Here is an 18,789-nt window from a genome sequence, read left to right on the forward strand (position 1 = left end):
AGCCTCACCACCACCATGAGACCTTCTCAGCAGCAGCGGAGCTGGCAATTGAACACCTCACTCAGCGGATTACAGGAATATATTCTTCACGCAGCAGGTAGAGTTCACCCTTACCGGAGACTTTTTTGATATCACTGCTGACAATCTCGACTGACTCAACAATTGAAAGCAACGGAATAATGAACTTCTCGTAGCCAAGCGAGACGGTTTGACCATCCATAATGGCCAGCGTCAGTGGCAGTCGAATGGTAAATTTCGAGCCAACACCAGGCGCTGACTCAACCTCTACATAACCCCCGAGGCTCAGGATGTTTTTGCGCACCACATCCATGCCAACACCACGACCAGAAAGGTCGCTGACTGCTTCAGCAGTGGAGAATCCGGGCAGGAAAATAAGCTCATGAATCCTGTCTGCGGACAATTGCTCATCGGCACGGATCAAGCCGCGTTCAACCGCTTTTGCAAAAATTTTCTGCTCATTCAGGCCAGCACCATCATCGGTGATTTCAATGACAATATTGCCGCCTTGATGTGAAGCATGCAGATGCAAAACGCCTGTTTCAGACTTGCCGCAAGCCCGACGAACTTCGGGCAACTCCAGGCCATGGTCCATAGAGTTGCGCACCAGATGCACCAGCGGATCACTGATGCTCTCCATGACCGTTTTGTCCAGTTCAGTTTGTTCACCGGTGATTTTGAGTTCAACCTGCTTGCCGGTTTTCTCGCACAAATCATGCACCAGACGTGGAAAACGATTAAACACGAAGCTTATCGGCAACATGCGAATGCCCAGAATACCTTCCTGTAACTGCCGGGTATTCCTCTCTAGCTCAACCAGCCCATCTTTCAGTTGAGCCAGTTTTTCAGGGCTGAAATCTTCACCAATCTGTCCAAGCATGGATTGCGTGATCACCAGCTCACCCATCATATTGATCAGCGCATCAATTTTGTCGGTCGCGACTCGAATCGAAGCGACTGCCTGGGTTTGAGCTTGGCTCTGGCGCCCAGCCTCTGGACTGGCAGCGACTGTTACCGATGTGATTGTCGATGAAGACTGCTCAGGCAGATCAGTCACTACCGCAGGTGATGACGTCTGCGGTTCGACCTTTTCAATGGTCAGTTCGCAATCACCCTCAACCCACTCAAACACCTCATCAAGTGCGGGCTTGTCAAACTCGCCGTCAAGGTGCAATTGCCAATTCAGATAGAGGTTTTCTGGTTCCAGGTCAGCAAAATCCGGTAACGCAGCAGTATCCACGTTCACCGACATGTTGCCGAGTTGATTGAGCTCACGAAACATTCGAACCGGATCATTACCAGTGAACATCAAGTCGGCAAAAGGACTGAAGCTGATTTGCCAGCTATTACGCTCAGATCCATCCGAGTCGGCCGATGGGCTGAACGCCTGTGGCACAGTTTCACCGCTTGCAGTGTCATCCAGCAGGTTCTGCAGTTGTGTCGTCGCCTGCAATGTTTCCGCCTGGTCAAACTCCTCACCTGCCTGAACAGCCGATAACATACCTCTCAACACATCAACCGACTTCAACAATACACCGGTCAGCTCATTACTAATGGCTCGCTGCTCGTTACGAATCTCGTCAAGCAAGGTTTCCATCAGGTGAGTAAAAGACGAAATGGTATTAAAACCAAAAGTGCCCGCGCCCCCTTTGATGGAATGAGCCGCACGAAAGATAGTGTTGATGGCTTCTGAGCTGCTGTCCTGCGCCAGATTCAACAGGCCATTTTCCATCACATCCAGCCCTTCGAAGCTTTCTTCAAAGAACACTTGATGAAACTGGCTGACATCAATCGTCATGTCAGGGTCCCGATCCTGCCGCTAACCCAGCACCTTGGCCACCGTGGCCAGAAGCTGTTCCGGGTTGAAAGGTTTGACTAACCAGCCTGTAGCACCTGCCGCCCGACCTTCTTGTTTTTTATCAGTTCCAGCTTCTGTAGTGAGTATCAGGATCGGCGTAAATCGATACCCTGGCAATTGCCTGATCTCACGTGTCAGCGCCAGTCCATCCATCACCGGCATATTGACATCAGTCAATACCAGATCAAATGACTGCCCCTTGGCAATTTGCAATGCCTGCTGCCCATCGGCGGCTTCAGTGACCGAATGTCCGGCCGCTTTGAGTGTAAAAGCAACCATCTGCCTCATTGAAGCGGAATCGTCCACGGTTAGAATATTTGCCATTTAGCTGTCCTCTCGATGTCAGATATGTTGTTGTTGGATATTTATTTTTTCGGCAAGCCCCAATAACTCCAGACTTTCTTTTAGGGCCTGAGAAGGCTCCTGCCAGTCAATCGGTAATTGCTGCTGCGCACAGGCTTGAGCAAAAGCGAATACAAGTTGGGCCCCTGCGGCATCCACTCGTTGAAGATTCGCGCTGTTTATCGATACTGCCTCACCAGCGAGCAGCACTTCAAGCATACGCAGGTAACAGTCTGTTACCTCTGCGACGGTGAGCTTGTCACCCAACTCGATGGTGCTTAACGATGAATCTGTCATCAAGAGGCCTCTTTTCAAGCTGCGACTGAAATATTGTGCCAGCCTCTACTGGCTCAATCTGCCGCCGGCTGTCAGTTCAGCGGCGAATATTGCCGCTTTGATTACCGGTATTTGCGTGTCTCAATAGCCATATTTTCTCCAAGGTTATGATGGCTAACCTCAATGAAATATGGGCCTTGCCGACATTCACTCACCTCAAACTCTGACGAATTAATCACTGCTACGAAGCGATTGGCGTGAATGCTTGATACTAATTGCAGAGACTGTGCCAGCGATTGTGTTCTGGCAAGCTAACGAGGGATTCTTTTCCACAAAGCCATGGAGTGTTCATCGGCTTCTGATTGCTCCTTGCGAGACAACTGCTGCCGCTGCTCAATCTGATAACGAGTGACAAGCGTCTGCACCGCCTGCTCTCGCTGACGTTTCTCCTGCCAATGTTGTTGATGTTGATTAACGATTTTTCTGGAACGTTGAATTTGTTGTTCCTGGAGCGTGATTGCCTGATCGAGCTGTGCGAGGAATGCACGAAGTTCCAATGCTTTTTGAGCCGGCATGTGCATCGGGTCGGCACGTCTGAAACGCTGCAGGTATTCCTCACGATACTGGAGCAGGCTGTCCAGTTGCTGTTGATCCCGCTGCAACACCGCGTTCGCTTCTGCCAGGCCGCGTGCAGCTTGCTCCACCGCTTGCGAAGCCATTTTTACCACAGGTGATAATTTAGCAGCTCGATTCATCACTCAATTCTATAGTCTTTGAGCCTGACAGACACTGTTTTCAGTAAGACTCTAGAAGCCTGTGGAAACGGTATCAGGAAGATGACTACTTGGCGACATCAAGGCTTTTTCCAAGGCATCGCTACTCTGAGTCCAGTTGCGTGCTTCATGCATGGCTTGCTTCAGCATCGCCTGTAGCTGAGGATAAGCCGCAATGGCCTGATCAATAAAGGTATCGCTGCCAGAAGCATAGGCACCAATGTTGATGAGATCCTGATTCTGTCGATAGGTGGAGTAAATTTGCTTAAAAATCTGGGCTCGTCTCAAATGTTCAGCGCTGACCACTTGTGGCATCACCCGGCTGATGGAAGCCTCAATATCAATCGCTGGATAATGGCCTGATTCCGCCAGTTGCCGTGACAAGACAATGTGGCCATCCAGTATCGCACGCGCAGCATCTGCCACAGGATCCTGCTGATCATCACCTTCAGTCAGAACTGTGTAGACTGCGGTTATCGCGCCGCCCCCCCTCGGGGCCGTTGCCAGCACGTTCTACCAGTTGAGGCAGCAGCGCAAATACCGAAGGTGGATAGCCTTTGGTCGCAGGAGGCTCACCAATAGCCAAAGCGATTTCTCGCTGTGCCTGTGCATAGCGTGTCAAAGAATCCATCAGCAACAAGACCTGCTTGCCCTGATCACGGAAATACTCAGCGATACTGGTAGCCAGCATCGCGCCATGCAACCGCATCAGTGGTGAGTGATCGGCCGGAGAAGCCACCACAACTGAACGAGACAGTCCCTGTTCACCGAGAATATCTTCGATAAATTCCTTGACCTCTCGGCCACGCTCACCGATCAGTCCGACCACAATGACATCGGCTTCAGTAAAGCGAGTCATCATGCCAAGCAATACACTCTTTCCGACACCACTACCGGCAAACAGCCCCAGTCGCTGGCCACGACCAACGGTTAACAGGGCGTTGATTGCCTGTACCCCGACATCAAGGTGCTCTCTGACAGGTGAGCGCGCCAAGGGGTTGACCTGCTGTCCATGTAAAGGCTGTTTATCATGAACATTAAGCGGACCTTTGCCATCCAATGGTTTGCCTGCCCCATCCACCACTCGTCCAAGCAATGCTTCACCGACCGGCACCATTGAATCATTGCGGATGGGGCGAACCCGGGCATTGGGCACCAGTCCTCGGATATCCCCAGTCGGCATCAGAAACAGGGTTTGATCATGAAAGCCCACCACCTCGGCTTCAATAGTGCCGCCATGATGGCTATGAATTTCACAGCGGCTGCCGACCGGGGCCTGAAAACCGACCGCTTCGAGCGTCAATCCGACCATGCGGGTCAGACGCCCTTCGGCAACCGTCAAGGATTGAGGATCAACCTGCTGTAGTTTGTGTTCAAACTGCTTGATTTTTGCCTGCAGCCGATGATGCTGTTCACTGCGCAGGGTCATGATGTCGAGCCTCCCCCCAGACAGCTTGAATCAGACTGTTCAGGCGAGCTTCTACCGTGGCATCAATACTGGTATCTGCGGTTTCGAGCCGCACACCGCCTCGTGTCAGCAGCGGATCTTCAATCCAGTGCCACTTTTGCTCATCTTGCTGAATTGAGAATGCACCCTGAAGAATTTCCAGATCCAGTGGATGCACATAAACCTTGAGCTTACGTTCACTCAATGGCAATGCAGTCAATGCTGAACGCATCGCTGCGACGACTTGATCAGGCTGAGTGCTCAATTCACGACGAACCAGTTGCTTAGCCATCAAAATGACCATTTGCACCAGATCCTGCTCCATGGTTTCGTGCAGCGATTCCAGCGGTTGCGCTAAAAAGTCCACAATGGACTGCAGGTGTTCAATCCGTTGCTTGATTTCATTTTCTGCAGCCTTGAGTCCCGCGCTGAACCCAGCTTGATGGCCTGATTCATACCCCGCTTTGTAGCCTTCTTCCTCAGCCTGCTTTTGCAGCGACTCCAGTGCTTCAATATTGAGGAGGCTCTGTGCTTGTTCTTTTTCGGCATCATCAGCAGATAACACTCTGGGGGCTTGCCAGCGCTTGTAAGCATTGGCTAGTTCTTCTGCCGATAAAACATCCGGTAGTTCGGTCAATAACTCATCAGATGAAGTCATCGCCAGCCCCACCGCCCAGCATGATATCGCCTCTGTCGGCCAGACTTCTTGCTGTAGCCAGAATCGCTTTTTGGGCAGTTTCTACGTCACTGACGCGCACTGGTCCCATTGCTTCAAGATCGTCACGCATCATTTCGGCAGCGCGTTGTGACATATTGCGCAGGAATTTTTCTTTGAGGTTTTCATCTGCACCTTTAAGTGCCAGTTGCAGTTGATCCGTCTGAATTTCTCGCATCAAGGTTTGCATGCCACGGTCGTCGACATCAATCAGATTCTCGAACACAAACATCAAGTCTTCGATGTTCTGCCCCAAGTCAGGCTCAGCTTCCTTAATTTTCTCCATGATTGCCGCTTCGCGGGCGCTTTCGACAAAGTTGAGAATATCAGCAGCCGTTTTGGGGCCACCCACCGTCGTGGTCTGAGTACCGGCATTACCACTGAACTGACGTTCGAGAATGTCATTTAATTCGTTGAGTGCAGATGGTTGAACACCGTCGAGTGTAGCAATCCGCAAGAGCACGCCCGCCTGATCCCGTTCAGGGAACATCGACAACACCTGCGCCGCCTGATCAGCTTCCAGAAATGAGCAGACAATTGCGATGATTTGCGGGTGTTCCAGCCGGATAACTTCATAAATACCGCGAGGATCCATCCATTTGAGCTGTTCCAGGCCACTGGTATTTCCACCCGAAAGGATCCTGTCCAGAATACTTCCAGCCCGATCTTCTCCCAGTGCCCCTACCAGCATCTTGCGCACATAATCGTGGGAGCCGATACCGAGTCCGGTCTCCTGCTCAACGGTACTGACAAAAGTGTCGAGCACTGATTTGACTTCTTCCCTGGTGACATTGGCAAGTGTGGCCATGGCCGTGCCGACTTTTTGTACTTCCTTGGGGTTCATGTGCCGCAACACCAGTGCCGCATCTTCTTCCCCCAGGGAACGGAGGAAGACTGCGGCTCTTTCTGTACCTGTCAGTTTACGGCTTTGCTCGGCCATTATGCGTCACTCGCTGTCCAGTTTTTGACTACTTGTGCAACCAATGCAGGATCTTGTTGCACCAGACTGCGTACATTATCAAGTTGCTTTTCCATTGTCTCTGAACCTGTCGTCAGTTTAGCAATCTCGTCACCCCCGGCGCCAGCAGCGGCAGCAACCTGAGCGGTCAGACTATCCTGATCGCCTTCTGCAGTGCGCTGACCCGCAGGTGCTTTGTTGAGATCACGAAACGCTGGACGAAGCACACCAAATATCAGGAACAATACAACCATGGCACCGAGTACTTGCTTGGCAATATCCCATGCCCAGGCTTGCTGCCAGATCGGAACCGATGGCAATGGTTCGATTTCGGTCTCCATGAAAGGCGCATTGACCACATTTAGGCTGTCACCCCGGGCCACATTGAAGCCAACCGCATCCATGACCAAGGCGTTGATTCTATCCATCTCGGTCTCGCTCAATGGTTCTGAGACGACATTTCCACCAGCATCAACTGTTCTGCGCTCGTCAATCAACACCGCAACGCTCAGCTTTCTGACAGCTCCAGGTGCCAGGCGACTGTGACTAATCGTACGGTCGAGTTCAAAGTTCCGGGTTGACTGTCTGCTGGAACTACCGGGAATCACTTGCTGAGCCGCTTCCTCACCCTCAGGTGGCAAAGCTTGTTCAGGTGCAATGCCGCCACCTGGAGGTTGGTTTGCCAATGCGCCGGGCACACCCAACGGACCGCCAGCACCTACACGCTCATCTTCTCGCAATTGTTCGCTTCGCAGTGCGGCCAGATCCGGATTGTAACTCTCGTGAGTCTGCTCTGTAACTGTGAAATCAACATCAGCAACTACCTGAGCTCTGACGCCACCCATACCAGCAATCGGCATCAAAATATTTTCAATCCGCTGGATATAGAGTTGCTCGAGCTTTTGGGTGTATTCCAGCTGACTGTCGCTCATTGCGATGGTGCTGTCGCGTTGTGGTTGTGTTAACAAATTACCTCGCTGATCAACCACAGTGACGTCACTGCTGGTCATGTCCGAGACACTGGAGGCAACCATATGGGTGATCGCGGCAACCTGACTGCGTTCCAGTGTCCGACCTGAATAGAGGTTCACCACCACCGAAGCGGTAGGCGCTTTACGATCTCTGACAAATACCGACTGCTTGGGAATCGCCAAGTGAACACGCGCCGAGCGCACATTCTGTAACTCACTAATTGAGCGGGACAGTTCCTGTTCGAGTGCTCGCTGATAGCGGGCACGTTCGATAAATTGGCTGGTACCAAAGCCTGATCCTGATTCAGAATGTCCATACCTTGGGAAGCACTTCGAGGCAGACCTTCTGCCGCCAGACGCATTCTTAATCCCTGAAGCTCTGAAGCCGGAACCAATATCGCACCACTGCTGGGATCGAGCCTGTAATTCACTCGCATTTGCTGCAGGGCATCAGCAACTTCTGCAGACTCCTGGGCTTGCATGCCATTGAATAACACCTGGTATGACGGTGTTTGTGACCACATCAACACATAGCCACCCAAGGCGATACTGGCGGCGATTGCCAGCAAAAACATGATCTGTTTTGTCGCAGGCTGACGTGCCATGTTGCTTTGCATAATGGCCAGCGCTGAATTGCCGGACATTAGACCCGTACCTGTTGATGCGCCTTGTCTGGTAGTTACTGGTGCGTTTTCCATTTATAGACTCTCTGATATTAGGGGGGCCAAGTTCAAACTGGCATCCGCATCACTTCTTCATAGGCCTGTACCAGTTTATTACGCACCTGTACCGTTGCCTCAAACGCCACACTGGCTTTTTGTGAACTGATCATCACATCCACCAGATTGACATTGGGATCCCCCAATTCAAATGCCGTTCTGAGTGAGTTGGCTGATTGCTGTGTGGCATTGACCTGATCAACGGCCCCTTTCATCAAGTTGGCAAAATCTACACGACCTGATTGATTGTCTTGCTGACCCGGCATGTTAGTCGGAGACTGGGTGGCCTGGGTTTGCATCGCACGCATTTGCATCAGTAGCTGGTTAGGATCAATCGCTTTAATCATGTCGTGGCTCCACAGAAATTGGGGTTGATGTCAGATAATCGTCTCTAACAGGGGTTATGCAGTCTTCTTGCCAAACTTGTCAGGAATCTCGATACCCGCTTCTCTGAACCTGGCAATCTTATAGCGGAGTGTTCGCTCACTTATGCCCAACTCAGCAGCAGAGAGCCTTCTGCTACCACCATGTTTTGCCAAAGTCTCCAAAATATGACGCTGCTCATGACTTCTCAAATCATCATTTGCCTGGACGCTGACCGGCGCTTGCGTCTCCCAAAAACTTGTCACAGACGGCATCGCCTCTGTGGTAAACCGCTCAAATGCCAAATCTCTGGCGGACAGGTTTTGACCTGATTGCAAAATCAGTGCACGTTGTAAAACATTGTCCAACTCGCGAACATTGCCCGGCCAGCTGTGTTGTTGAAGCGCCTCCACTGCCGAATCGTCAATCAACGGCACCACACGACTCTGGTTTCGACAGTGACGTGTCAATAATTGTTGTGCCAAGGGCACAATGTCCTGAACACGCTCTCTGAGCGGTAGCAAGCGAAGTGGAAACACATTGAGGCGGTAAAATAAATCTTCTCTGAAACGGCCGGCAATGACCTCATCCTTGAGTGTCCGGTTGCTGGTCGCCAGCACTCGCACATCGAGCGACAATACTTTTCTGCCACCAATACGCTCTACCTCACGCTCTTGCAAAACGCGCAGTAACTTGGCTTGCAGGCCCAAATCCATTTCCGATATCTCATCCAGCAAAATGGTGCCGGTATGCGCCTGCTCAAACTTACCTGCATAGGCCTGACTTGCCCCTGTGAAAGCCCCTTTTTCATAACCAAACAAGGTTGCTTCAAGCATGTTTTCAGGAATTGCAGCACAGTTAATCGCCACAAATGGACCATTACGACGCGCGGAATGTTTGTGTAAAAACCGTGCCAGTACCTCTTTACCCGTGCCACTCTCGCCGTTAATCATGACAGTTGCGTCGGTATCTGCAACGCGTCTGGCAAGTGTCAACAAATCCTGTGAGGCTTTGGACACTGCGACCATTTCTTCGGCGGGTAACTCCGTGCGCACGTAACGCTGAACTCTGTCGAGCAGATCATCCGCTTCAAACGGCTTAATCAGATAATCACAGGCTCCCTCATGCATGGCTTCGACAGCGCTCTGCACAGTGCCATAAGCGGTCATCAAGACGATCGGCAGTGACGGCAACATGGCTCTGGCCTTACGCATCAGAGTATGACCATCCATCGGTTGCATTTGAATATCACTGAGCAGCAAACCAAAGCTTTCATTGCTCAGTTTGTCCAGAGCCGCCTGACCATGATCCGTGGCTGTCACCTGATAGCCGGCCAACTCTAGAATATCGCACAGAGCACCGCGTAAATTGATGTCATCTTCAACCACCAGAATGTTTGATTGTTTCATTATTGAACTCCTCTTCGAGTCATCTGATGAGTGGATGGCCCCATATAAGGGCGATATATAGGTAGTCGCATGCCGAACGTGCTGCCTTCGCCAGGCTCACTGTCCAGCCAGAAGCTGCCTTTGTGTGCCTTGATAATTGAGCTGGCTACCGCCAGTCCAAGTCCTGTTCCAGCGGGACGCGTGGTGAAAAACGGCTGTAATACCCGATCCTTGTCGCTTGCACTGATGCCACAACCATTATCTTCGACGGTGATTTCAATGCATTGCTCGCCCGCATCACCCGCCACATAATCTGCGTAGATAGTGATTTCACCCTGCTCACCGCAGGCCTCTCTGGCATTATTCAGTAAATTGTTGAGTACACTGACCAAAGCGGGCTGACTGCCATAGAGATAGCCATCAACCACACTATTCACCACCTGCAAAGCATATCGCTGGGCATCTGGCTGAGCATCGAACTGTTGCTGTACTTCGTCCAGTAATTGCTCCAGGGCGACAGGGCCGGTTTCATTCATATCACCACGGGCAAAAGCCAGCATATTGCGCACCAGCTGCTCCATATGAGTGAGACTCTGATGTAGTTTGCTGGCAAAACGTTGCTTTAATTCAGGTTCGGTCTGCTGTTTCAGTATTGGCGCCAAATACAGCAACGCTGAAGAAAGTGGTGTTCTGATTTGATGCGCGAGCCTTGCCGCCATCTCTCCCATGGCAGACAAGCGCTGCAAGTGAGACACTTTTTGCTGTAGTGCTCGCGTCTCGGTCACATCTTGCAACAACACAATCTGGCCAGGCTCGTCTTCCAGAGGGCTGGTTGAAATATGACAGCGTCGGCCATTTTTCAGTGATACATCGTGTCCATCATCAGGTTGAGGCGAAAAGGCACGATCAATTACCGAAATCCATTTTTGACCGTTAAGTGGCTCTCCCAACAAGGCAATCGCCGCCGCATTACTCTGCTGCACTCGTCCGGCACCATCCAAAACCACAACGCCTGCAGGCAAAACCTGCATCAGACGGGTCATTCGATTTTCCAGTCTTCGGGTATTTTCCGCTTGGCGGTTTTTGCGAACAGCTTGTGACAAGCCACGACTAAAATCGAATACCTGATTGTTCGTGACTAAATCGGAGGATGCACTGCTAACGGGCAGCGCTGAGCGAGGCTCACGGGTAACCGATAATTCTGGATGCATGACATTTTCACCAAATGGATTCATGCATCCATTTGTGCAAAAACCATGCCCCCGAATAATATCAGTTAAAAATCAAACACTTGAAGATGCAAGTCAAAATGGTGGCGGACAAGTATTCTGTCACCAACAGGCGTTATTACTATTCACCATCTCGCTGAATACCATACTTGCGCATTTTTTCAACCAGTGTTGTGCGTCGCATCTTCAAACGTTGTGCAGCATGAGCCACCACACCACTGGCTTCATCCAATGCCTGCTTGATCAGCAGATATTCAAGGTTAGCCAAATGTTCTTTCAGATCAAGACCATCCTCGGGCAAATTATCAATCACAGCTTGTGGTGTGATCACAGTATCTGGTGCATCGTCGGGTGTTGCAGTATCTGACTCAACCTGTTGGCTATGTGGGGCAATTCTATTGGCCGAGGCAGGGGTTGCCGCAATGATCTCAGCAATCACATCAGGTAACTCATCACCTTCCACTCTGTATTTTTCCGGCAAGTCATCAAAATCAACCGTGCCGTATGGATAGAGGATAACCAGCCGCTCAACAACATTGGCCAGCTCTCTCACATTACCCGGCCAGGCAAAGCGACATAACGATCCAATCGCCGCCGGCGTCAATCTAACCGTGCCCCGGTTTTCATGTTCAATGCGTTTTATCAGTTCGTTAATCAGTAATGGGATGTCTTCCGGCCGTTCTCTGAGCGCAGGCATTTCAATCGGAAACACATTCAAGCGATAGAATAAATCTTCACGAAATTTGCCATCTTTGATCTGATCTTCAAGATTTCTATGCGTGGCTGCAATCACTCTGACATTGGCTACTTGAGTTTTGTTACTGCCCACCCGCTCATAGGTTCGTTCCTGAAGTACTCGCAGCAGCTTGACTTGCATTGGCATTGGCATATCGCCAATCTCGTCAAGAAACAGTGTTCCGCCTTCTGCCATTTCAAAACGACCTTTGCGGGCAGTGATGGCTCCTGTGAACGCGCCTTTTTCATGGCCGAACAGCTCACTTTCAAGCAATTCACCCGGGATGGCGCCACAGTTGACGGGCACAAACGGTTTTTCGCGGCGTGATGAGTAATAGTGTAGGTTGCGCGCGACTACCTCCTTGCCCGTACCTGACTCGCCCAGAATAAGTACATTGGCTTCTGAGTCGGAAACTTGGTCGATCATCTTTTGTACCGACTTCATTGCCGGACTGTTGCCCACCAGCACTCTGAATGATGGTGTGACTTGATCACGTTGGCGCGGTTGCCCGCGATAGAAAGTTGCCTGCTGCAAGGCGTTACTGAGTTGTGGGTATTTGATTGGGAATCTGAGCGAGCCAAGCACACCGGGGAAATCCACAACTTCACAGTTAGGACATTCCAGCGTGAATACCGGGACTCTGGCTTCGTGATTGACCAGCTCTCTCAACAATTGCTTGGTTTGATGTTTGTCGCCGCAGTCGCCAACAATTGCCATCGCCACATCATCCAACTCGTCAATCACTTCTGGCCAGGCATCGGCACCGTTGACTTCAAGCGGTTGGCAGTTAATGAATGCAATCAGGGTGGATAACATCTCGCGTCGTTGTTCGTCAGTCTCTATGACGAGGACGTTATTGGCACTCATTGCATGGCTTTCCTCATATTGTTCGCACCAGATGGCTACAGGCTGTTAGTGGCAGTTAAGCATCATCAGGAAAGGTTTGTCAAAAAAATGACACGTGAATACCAACCATTACGAGGGCTTGTTCCATGATGCTTTCGGGATGTGTTTGTTACGTTTGGAGGGCAAAGTTCACAAAAGTGAAAATGCTTTATTCCTGATAGGCCTTACGCGCCTTGTCACTTTTTTTGAGTAACTGTAATTGCTGCAACAGCTCAGTACGTTGTGACTGACATAGTTGCTCAAGTTGTTCGTTGAGACTGATTAATTGTGCCAACCCTTCACGCACTTGGGTCACTTCATCAGGATCGACGGTTGAGACATCCAGCTGCTTGACCAGCGCTTGCCTCTGCGGCTCGAGCTTCTGAAAAACCTCCCAATCGCCTTGTTCAGCGATTTGGATCAGACGCTCACTGAGCGCAATGCCCTGGCCGATAGTTTTCTTCAGCTCAGACATCAAACTCATGCGTCCCGGTTGTCATGAAGTTCTGTGGGAATTGCATCCCAGCCAGCTTTGATCTCCAGCATCAATTGAGCGACTTCATCAAGAATGCTGTCATCATTTTTGAGATTGGCCTCCAGCAGTCGCTGCTCCATGTAGGTATAGAGCTCACGCAAGTTCACAGCCATTTCGCCACCCGCTTGCGGGTTGAGACACGCTCGAAGGTTATCTATGATGGCGATTGCCCAGCTGATCTGCTCACCTTTTTGGGCAACATTACCTTGCCCCATAAAACGACGTGCGTTGATTATCCTTTCAACCACTCCTTCCATCAACATCTGAACTAAACGATGCGGCGATGCGCTTTCAACACCGCCATGGATATGGTTTTGACGATATTGCTGCGTTGCAAGACTTGCATTCATCTTGGAGTCCTTATTCATAAGCGGTTAGTTCACCCTGCAAATAGGTTATCGACCGAGAATCTGTTGGCTTGATAGTTGAAAGTGAGTTTTTTCTTCAAACCGCATCATCGCGCTTATCGCCGTCTGCCAATTGAATTGGGCTGTGGCAGGTTTGACAGCTGTTGTTCCAGATAGCCACTCAAGCCTTGCAGCTGCCCGACCAGGATATCCATCGCCGTAAACTGCGCACGATATCTTGATTCCAGGGCTTCCATACGGGTATCTAGCCGCTCACGCTCATTGTCGATCTGTCCAATTCTGGACTGAATGCCATTAGTGCGTGAACTGAGAATGCCATCGCTTGCGACATAGCGATCCAAGATGCCATCAAGCGTTTTTGTCAGGCCATTTTCAGAAGCAAATAGATTGGCAATCGCGCTGAAGTCCTGGGCAATGACTTCATCCAGTCTTGTGTTGTTAATGGTTAACTGACCACTGGAGTTGGTGGTCACGCCAATTTCTGCCAATGTGGAAAATGTGCCATCGCCTACAGAACCTGAAAGCGCTTGTCGGATCTGACTCTGAACACCACGTAACGCCGAATCTCCAAGCAAAGGACCGGCATCGCCTGTGTCTGCATTGAAGGCCGACAACTGATTCATCACTCCAACCAGTTCGTTGTAAGCACTGACAAAGGTTTCAACTCTGGTTTTGACAGAAGCCGTATCCAAGGTAACTGTGAGTGTGCCAGTGACGTTTTCATCAGCTTTTCGCAAGTTCAATGTCACACCTTGAATCACATCCGAGACGGTATTGCTGTCGCGGCGAACTTCCAGCCCATCGACAAACACAATTGCATCCTGAGCGGCTTGAACGGTGTTAAGGCTATTGAATCTTTCCAGGCCACCACCGGGAACATCGTCATCAGTCGCCGTAATGGAAATATCATTGCCTTCACCGACACGGTTAGAAGTCAATACCAGTCGACTGTCACCTGGCCCTGCTGAGATGATGGATGCTGTGATGCCAGGATTATTACTGGCTGCATTGATAGCATCTCGAATACCTTCAAGCGTGTTGTTTTCACTATCAATATCGAGCGTAAAACTGTCACTGCCCAGACTGAGCGTCATGGAACCTGTGCCAATGTTTTCACTAGGGTCGAAGGCGTCACTGCGCATCTTGGCCGCTTGTGCCAGTTGTTGCACATTGATGCTGTAGGTACCTGCCACAGCATCTTTTGTTGACGTGCCGGTGAAAAGGTCCGTGTTACTTGATGAGGTTCTGCGAGCCTGGAAGGTATCTGGGTTTTGCAAACCTTTCACAGCGGTCTGAAAGGTACTTAAGGCACTCTTGAGAGTGCCATAAGCAGACAAGTTTCCAAGCAGACTGGCTTCTTTCCGATCCAGCCGTAACGACACGGGCTGCCGCTCTGCCGCAACCAATTGCCTAACCAGACCATCAATATCCAAACCCGAACCAATACCGCCAGCGGTAATTGCCATAACCTACTCCCCCTCTGTTTAGTTCCTGGAACGCTCCGGTATCAATCAGGCTTCCGAGCTAAACAGATTAATAGTGTCATCCTGTTGTTCAACAATACGACGCGCAAAGGCAAGCACCTCTTCCGCCGGAAATTGTCGAATAATTTCTTCAGTTTGCTTATCCAGCACAGTCACAACATTACGACCACTGCCTTCATCAATACTGAATTGCAGACTCCGCTGCAAGTTTTGTGCAAAGTCATTAATGCTCGCCACCGCAGCCGACAATTCTTCAGGAGATACGCGGGCTGTTTCGGGCTTGCTTTCCTGAGTTGACACAGATTTGCTTGCCTCTTCAACCACCGGATTTACGGGTGTTTTAAGCACAAAATCCCCAGCAGCAGCTCGTGCCGGTGGGGAAATATTATTAATATTTTCCATGTCCATAATCTCTGCCCCTTTTACCTTGATAAAAGGGGGTGCCTGTCAAAAAACAGGCACCCTCAGGGTTAATATTACAACAGACTCAATACGTTCTGTGGTAATGCGTTGGCCTGAGCCAACATCGCTGTACCCGCCTGCTGCAGAATCTGTGCTCTGGTCAGGTTGGCAGTTTCAGCAGCAAAGTCAGCATCCAGAATCCGTGAGCGTGACGCTGACAGGTTCTCAGATGAAATGCTCAGGTTGGCAATGGTCGACTCAAAACGCAGTTGCACCGCACCCAGTTCAGCTCGCAGGCTGTTGACCTGAGTCAAAGCACCGTCAACGATGGCCAAAGCTTCTGCTGCGCCAAAACGGTCACTGACATCGATATCAGTCAGGTTGCTTTGTGCAGAGTCATCCTCATCGAACATAGCAATTTCGGTATCGTCTTCGTCGTCCAGAGTGACTGTACCACCATCTGCAACAAACTCACTATCAAAGGCACCACGAATAGTGATAGTGGTGTTGCCAGCATTGTCAACAATCAGTGCTGCACTCAGGCCCGCTTTTCTGACAGCATCGACGTCATCCGGATCACCGGTGAAATCTTGAATGGCTGTGTTGATTTCACGAACAGCGTCTTCCAAGGTTGTGACGCCAGACAGATCCACCTCGATATCAATTTCCAGATCTGTATCTTCACCCAGAACACCCACACGGTTCAGCGTGATAGTGATGTCATCAATAGATGCGATGTCAAAGTCGTTGATCTGTGACTGAGTCATACCTTCTGCGCCAGTGACTGTGGCTGCACCGAGCTCTGTACTTCTGGCATCAACACCATCTACAGCAATATTCTGACCTTGGTTGGCACCGATCTGGAAGAACAGGTTACTCAAGCTACCGTCCAGAATCCGCTGACCGTTGAATTCAGTCGCATTGGCTACACGGCCGATTTCTGAAATCAGCTGTTGCACCTCGTCATTGAGTGCTCGACGATCTGATGAAGAGTTAGAGTCGTTCACTGCCTGAACTGACAGCTCACGGATACGTTGCAATGCATCACCGATAGTACCCAAAGCACCCTCAGCAGTTTGTGCAAATGAAATACCATCATTGGCGTTACGAATCGCCTGGTTCAAACCGCGGATTTGTGATGTGAAGCGCTCGGAAATAGCCAGACCGGCAGCGTCGTCTTTAGCACTGTTAATACGCAGACCTGAAGACAAACGTTCCAGTGATGTTGCCAGTGAACCTTGTGAACCTGTCAGGTTACGTTGTGCATTCAGTGACGAGACGTTGGTGTTGATAATTAAAGCCATGGTGTTTCTCCTGATTGAAGCGGGCACCCACCCGGTTTGTTAATGACAGATAGACATTCACGATGTCTTTACTGCCTCCGGAGTGGTTAACGACTCGATCAAGTGAAACTTTAGTACCAGTACACTTAAATTAAATGCTTTGTTGTGAAATTGTGAACTAGTACCCAAAACAATTTTCCAGGCATTGATGCCTGCGGCCAACAACCTGCGCTACCTCGGCTCTCCTCCTCCCTTATGCAAGGGAGGAGGCCAGGAGAAACCGGGGCCGGCCCAATATTAGCCCAACAAGTTCAACACATTCTGTGGCAAGGCATTTGCCTGAGCCAGCATGGCAGTACCCGCCTGCTGTAGAATCTGAGCTCTTGTCAGATTGGCCGTTTCAGCCGCGAAGTCGGCATCCATGATCCGTGATCGTGATGCAGAGAGGTTCTCGGATGAAATGCTCAGGTTGGCGATAGTTGATTCAAAACGCGCCTGTACCGCACCGAGTTCGGCTCGCAAGCCGCTGATTTGCGTCAAGGCTCCATCGACAATCGCCAGTGCCTCAGTTGCACCAAAGCGAGTACCCACATCAATGTCGGTCAAATTTTTGACGACTGAAGCAGTGTCATTAAAAAACTCAACTTCGGTATCATCATCGTCATCCAGTGTTACTGTTCCACCTGCGATTTCAAACTCAGTATCAAAACCACCTCGAATGGCAATCGTTGTAATACCTTCATTGTCAACAACCAATGCCGCACTCAATTGGGCAGCTCGAACAGCCAACGTTTCGCTGTCGTCAGCACCAACAAAGGTTGTGATGGCAGTATTGATTTCACGAACAGCATCTTCCAGAGTGGTAATACCGGTCAGGTCGACTTCGATTTCAATTCCCAAATCTTCCAGAATGCCAACCGTATCCAGTGTGATTGTAATGTCATCAATTGACGCAATACCCACCTGGTTAATCTGATCCTGGGACAAACCTGCTTCGCCCATGGATATCGCACGGCCCAGCTCAGTATTACGAGCATCAACGCCTGAAACGGCGATGCTCTGTCCCTGATTGGCACCGATTTGGAAGAACAAATCGCGCAAACTGCCATCAAGCACTAACTGACCGTTGAACTCTGTTGAGTTTGCAACCCTGCCAACTTCAGAGATCAACTGCTGAACTTCATTATTCAGCGCCTGACGATCAGAAGCTGAGTTGGAGTCATTGGCTGCCTGAACAGATAGTTCACGAATGCGTTGCAGTGCATCGCCAATTGTACCGAGTGCACCTTCCGCCGTTTGAGCAAAAGAAATACCGTCATTAGCATTTCTGACTGCCTGATTCAAACCACGAATCTGTGTAGTAAAGCGCTCAGAGATTGCCAGACCAGCCGCATCATCTTTTGCACTGTTAATTCTTAACCCTGAGGACAAGCGTTCAAGCGAAGTCGCCAGAGAGTTTTGCGTTGAATTCAAATTTCGTTGCGCATTAAGCGACGAAATATTGGTGTTAATAATTTGGGCCATGATGTTTTCTCCTGAATGAGCCGGGCATCAACCCGGTATGTGTTTGCACACAAGGCATCCCACATCTGCGTCAATGCCAAGTGCTTCAAACAACCAGTCAAATGATAAAAATCACTTCCTTTAATTGAGTGATACCCATGCTCAGCAAACACCATACCAAGTTTTTAACTTATTGTTTTATATGTTATTTTTAGGGGTAATGTAGCATACAAACAACGCGCAAGCAGTGTGGTGACGATCAGTCAGTTATTTGGCGCAAGTAGCTTGAGGGGGTCGGGAATTCAAAATGAGCTCAGCTAGAAACGGCATCGGCATAAACTCGATGGTCCGTTGAGCGTGGCTCATCATCCCTGCAGGCGGTATTTCCCAGTGAAACGGAAGTGAAGCCATGACATGGTTGATTGATTATAAAAAGCTCTGAACAGCAAGCCTGTTGGGGACTTTCAGGCTATGAAAGGATGGACTTTAAAACGAAGCTTGACTGAGCAAGCACAGTCACCTGCTGCACGACTTTG

General features: G+C 50.1%; 16 protein-coding genes and 2 pseudogenes. All 18 read right to left on the minus strand.

What is annotated here, in order from left to right; all coding sequences use genetic code 11:
* Positions 1–61: 61 nt before the first annotated feature.
* Positions 62–1,816 (minus strand): chemotaxis protein CheA, encoded by a 1,755-nt coding sequence (locus MPL1_RS00255; protein WP_009725127.1) that lies wholly within the window; start codon positions 1,814–1,816, stop codon positions 62–64.
* Positions 1,817–1,837: 21 nt separating this feature from the next.
* On the minus strand, positions 1,838–2,200 hold the full coding sequence (locus MPL1_RS00260; RefSeq protein WP_009725128.1) for a response regulator: 363 nt from the start codon (positions 2,198–2,200) through the stop codon (positions 1,838–1,840).
* Between the two features lie 18 nt (positions 2,201–2,218).
* On the minus strand, positions 2,219–2,515 hold the full coding sequence (locus MPL1_RS00265) for an STAS domain-containing protein (RefSeq protein ID WP_009725129.1): 297 nt from the start codon (positions 2,513–2,515) through the stop codon (positions 2,219–2,221).
* Between the two features lie 290 nt (positions 2,516–2,805).
* On the minus strand, positions 2,806–3,249 hold the full coding sequence (gene fliJ, locus MPL1_RS00270) for a flagellar export protein FliJ (protein WP_009725130.1): 444 nt from the start codon (positions 3,247–3,249) through the stop codon (positions 2,806–2,808).
* Between the two features lie 51 nt (positions 3,250–3,300).
* A pseudogene (fliI, locus tag MPL1_RS00275) lies at positions 3,301–4,696 on the minus strand (flagellar protein export ATPase FliI).
* Entirely contained in the window at positions 4,680–5,372 is a 693-nt protein-coding gene (locus MPL1_RS00280) for a flagellar assembly protein FliH (RefSeq protein WP_009725131.1), read from the minus strand. Before MPL1_RS00280 ends, fliI begins: the two are co-directional and overlap by 17 nt.
* Complete coding sequence (gene fliG, locus MPL1_RS00285; protein ID WP_009725132.1) at positions 5,359–6,369, minus strand: flagellar motor switch protein FliG; 1,011 nt, start codon at positions 6,367–6,369, stop codon at positions 5,359–5,361. The genes MPL1_RS00280 and fliG overlap by 14 nt, the downstream gene beginning before the upstream one ends.
* A pseudogene (fliF, locus tag MPL1_RS00290) lies at positions 6,369–8,056 on the minus strand (flagellar basal-body MS-ring/collar protein FliF). Before fliF ends, fliG begins: the two are co-directional and overlap by 1 nt.
* A 32-nt stretch (positions 8,057–8,088) precedes the next feature.
* The gene (gene fliE, locus MPL1_RS00295) at positions 8,089–8,424 is read right to left on the minus strand and encodes a flagellar hook-basal body complex protein FliE (RefSeq protein ID WP_009725133.1); all 336 of its coding nucleotides are present in this window, start codon (positions 8,422–8,424) and stop codon (positions 8,089–8,091) included.
* A gap of 54 nt (positions 8,425–8,478) precedes the next feature.
* On the minus strand, positions 8,479–9,849 hold the full coding sequence (locus MPL1_RS00300; protein WP_009725134.1) for a sigma-54-dependent transcriptional regulator: 1,371 nt from the start codon (positions 9,847–9,849) through the stop codon (positions 8,479–8,481).
* The gene (locus MPL1_RS00305; RefSeq protein WP_009725135.1) at positions 9,849–11,063 is read right to left on the minus strand and encodes a sensor histidine kinase; all 1,215 of its coding nucleotides are present in this window, start codon (positions 11,061–11,063) and stop codon (positions 9,849–9,851) included. Before MPL1_RS00305 ends, MPL1_RS00300 begins: the two co-directional genes overlap by 1 nt.
* Before the next feature lie 115 nt (positions 11,064–11,178).
* Positions 11,179–12,660: a sigma-54 interaction domain-containing protein gene (locus MPL1_RS00310; RefSeq protein WP_009725136.1), complete on the minus strand. Its 1,482-nt coding sequence runs from the start codon at positions 12,658–12,660 to the stop codon at positions 11,179–11,181.
* Positions 12,661–12,847: 187 nt separating this feature from the next.
* Complete coding sequence (locus MPL1_RS00315) at positions 12,848–13,153, minus strand: flagellar protein FliT (protein WP_161604002.1); 306 nt, start codon at positions 13,151–13,153, stop codon at positions 12,848–12,850.
* Positions 13,154–13,158: 5 nt separating this feature from the next.
* Entirely contained in the window at positions 13,159–13,563 is a 405-nt protein-coding gene (gene fliS / locus MPL1_RS00320) for a flagellar export chaperone FliS (RefSeq protein ID WP_009725138.1), read from the minus strand.
* A 113-nt stretch (positions 13,564–13,676) separates the two neighbouring features.
* Positions 13,677–15,047, minus strand: a complete 1,371-nt coding sequence (gene fliD / locus MPL1_RS00325; protein ID WP_009725139.1) for a flagellar filament capping protein FliD — start codon at positions 15,045–15,047, stop codon at positions 13,677–13,679.
* Between the two features lie 45 nt (positions 15,048–15,092).
* Positions 15,093–15,467 (minus strand): flagellar protein FlaG, encoded by a 375-nt coding sequence (locus tag MPL1_RS13140; protein WP_161604003.1) that lies wholly within the window; start codon positions 15,465–15,467, stop codon positions 15,093–15,095.
* Positions 15,468–15,541: 74 nt separating this feature from the next.
* Positions 15,542–16,771, minus strand: coding sequence for a flagellin (locus MPL1_RS00335; RefSeq protein WP_009725141.1), 1,230 nt, complete (start codon positions 16,769–16,771; stop codon positions 15,542–15,544).
* A 276-nt stretch (positions 16,772–17,047) separates the two neighbouring features.
* Entirely contained in the window at positions 17,048–18,274 is a 1,227-nt protein-coding gene (locus MPL1_RS00340) for a flagellin (protein WP_009725142.1), read from the minus strand.
* Positions 18,275–18,789: the final 515 nt, after the last annotated feature.

It is taken from the genome of Methylophaga lonarensis MPL, assembly GCF_000349205.1.
Lineage (GTDB): Bacteria > Pseudomonadota > Gammaproteobacteria > Nitrosococcales > Methylophagaceae > Methylophaga > Methylophaga lonarensis.

What these genes read in the sequence shown, in the direction of transcription:
- MPL1_RS00255 (WP_009725127.1), bottom strand. Translation starts at nt 1,816, where the DNA reads ATGACGATTGATGTCAGCCAGTTTCATCAAGTGTTCTTTGAAGAAAGC.
- MPL1_RS00260 (WP_009725128.1), bottom strand. Translation starts at nt 2,200, where the DNA reads ATGGCAAATATTCTAACCGTGGACGATTCCGCTTCAATGAGGCAGATG.
- MPL1_RS00265 (WP_009725129.1), bottom strand. Translation starts at nt 2,515, where the DNA reads ATGACAGATTCATCGTTAAGCACCATCGAGTTGGGTGACAAGCTCACC.
- fliJ (WP_009725130.1), bottom strand. Translation starts at nt 3,249, where the DNA reads ATGAATCGAGCTGCTAAATTATCACCTGTGGTAAAAATGGCTTCGCAA.
- MPL1_RS00280 (WP_009725131.1), bottom strand. Translation starts at nt 5,372, where the DNA reads ATGACTTCATCTGATGAGTTATTGACCGAACTACCGGATGTTTTATCG.
- fliG (WP_009725132.1), bottom strand. Translation starts at nt 6,369, where the DNA reads ATGGCCGAGCAAAGCCGTAAACTGACAGGTACAGAAAGAGCCGCAGTC.
- fliE (WP_009725133.1), bottom strand. Translation starts at nt 8,424, where the DNA reads ATGATTAAAGCGATTGATCCTAACCAGCTACTGATGCAAATGCGTGCG.
- MPL1_RS00300 (WP_009725134.1), bottom strand. Translation starts at nt 9,849, where the DNA reads ATGAAACAATCAAACATTCTGGTGGTTGAAGATGACATCAATTTACGC.
- MPL1_RS00305 (WP_009725135.1), bottom strand. Translation starts at nt 11,063, where the DNA reads ATGAATCCATTTGGTGAAAATGTCATGCATCCAGAATTATCGGTTACC.
- MPL1_RS00310 (WP_009725136.1), bottom strand. Translation starts at nt 12,660, where the DNA reads ATGAGTGCCAATAACGTCCTCGTCATAGAGACTGACGAACAACGACGC.
- MPL1_RS00315 (WP_161604002.1), bottom strand. Translation starts at nt 13,153, where the DNA reads ATGTCTGAGCTGAAGAAAACTATCGGCCAGGGCATTGCGCTCAGTGAG.
- fliS (WP_009725138.1), bottom strand. Translation starts at nt 13,563, where the DNA reads ATGAATGCAAGTCTTGCAACGCAGCAATATCGTCAAAACCATATCCAT.
- fliD (WP_009725139.1), bottom strand. Translation starts at nt 15,047, where the DNA reads ATGGCAATTACCGCTGGCGGTATTGGTTCGGGTTTGGATATTGATGGT.
- MPL1_RS13140 (WP_161604003.1), bottom strand. Translation starts at nt 15,467, where the DNA reads ATGGAAAATATTAATAATATTTCCCCACCGGCACGAGCTGCTGCTGGG.
- MPL1_RS00335 (WP_009725141.1), bottom strand. Translation starts at nt 16,771, where the DNA reads ATGGCTTTAATTATCAACACCAACGTCTCGTCACTGAATGCACAACGT.
- MPL1_RS00340 (WP_009725142.1), bottom strand. Translation starts at nt 18,274, where the DNA reads ATGGCCCAAATTATTAACACCAATATTTCGTCGCTTAATGCGCAACGA.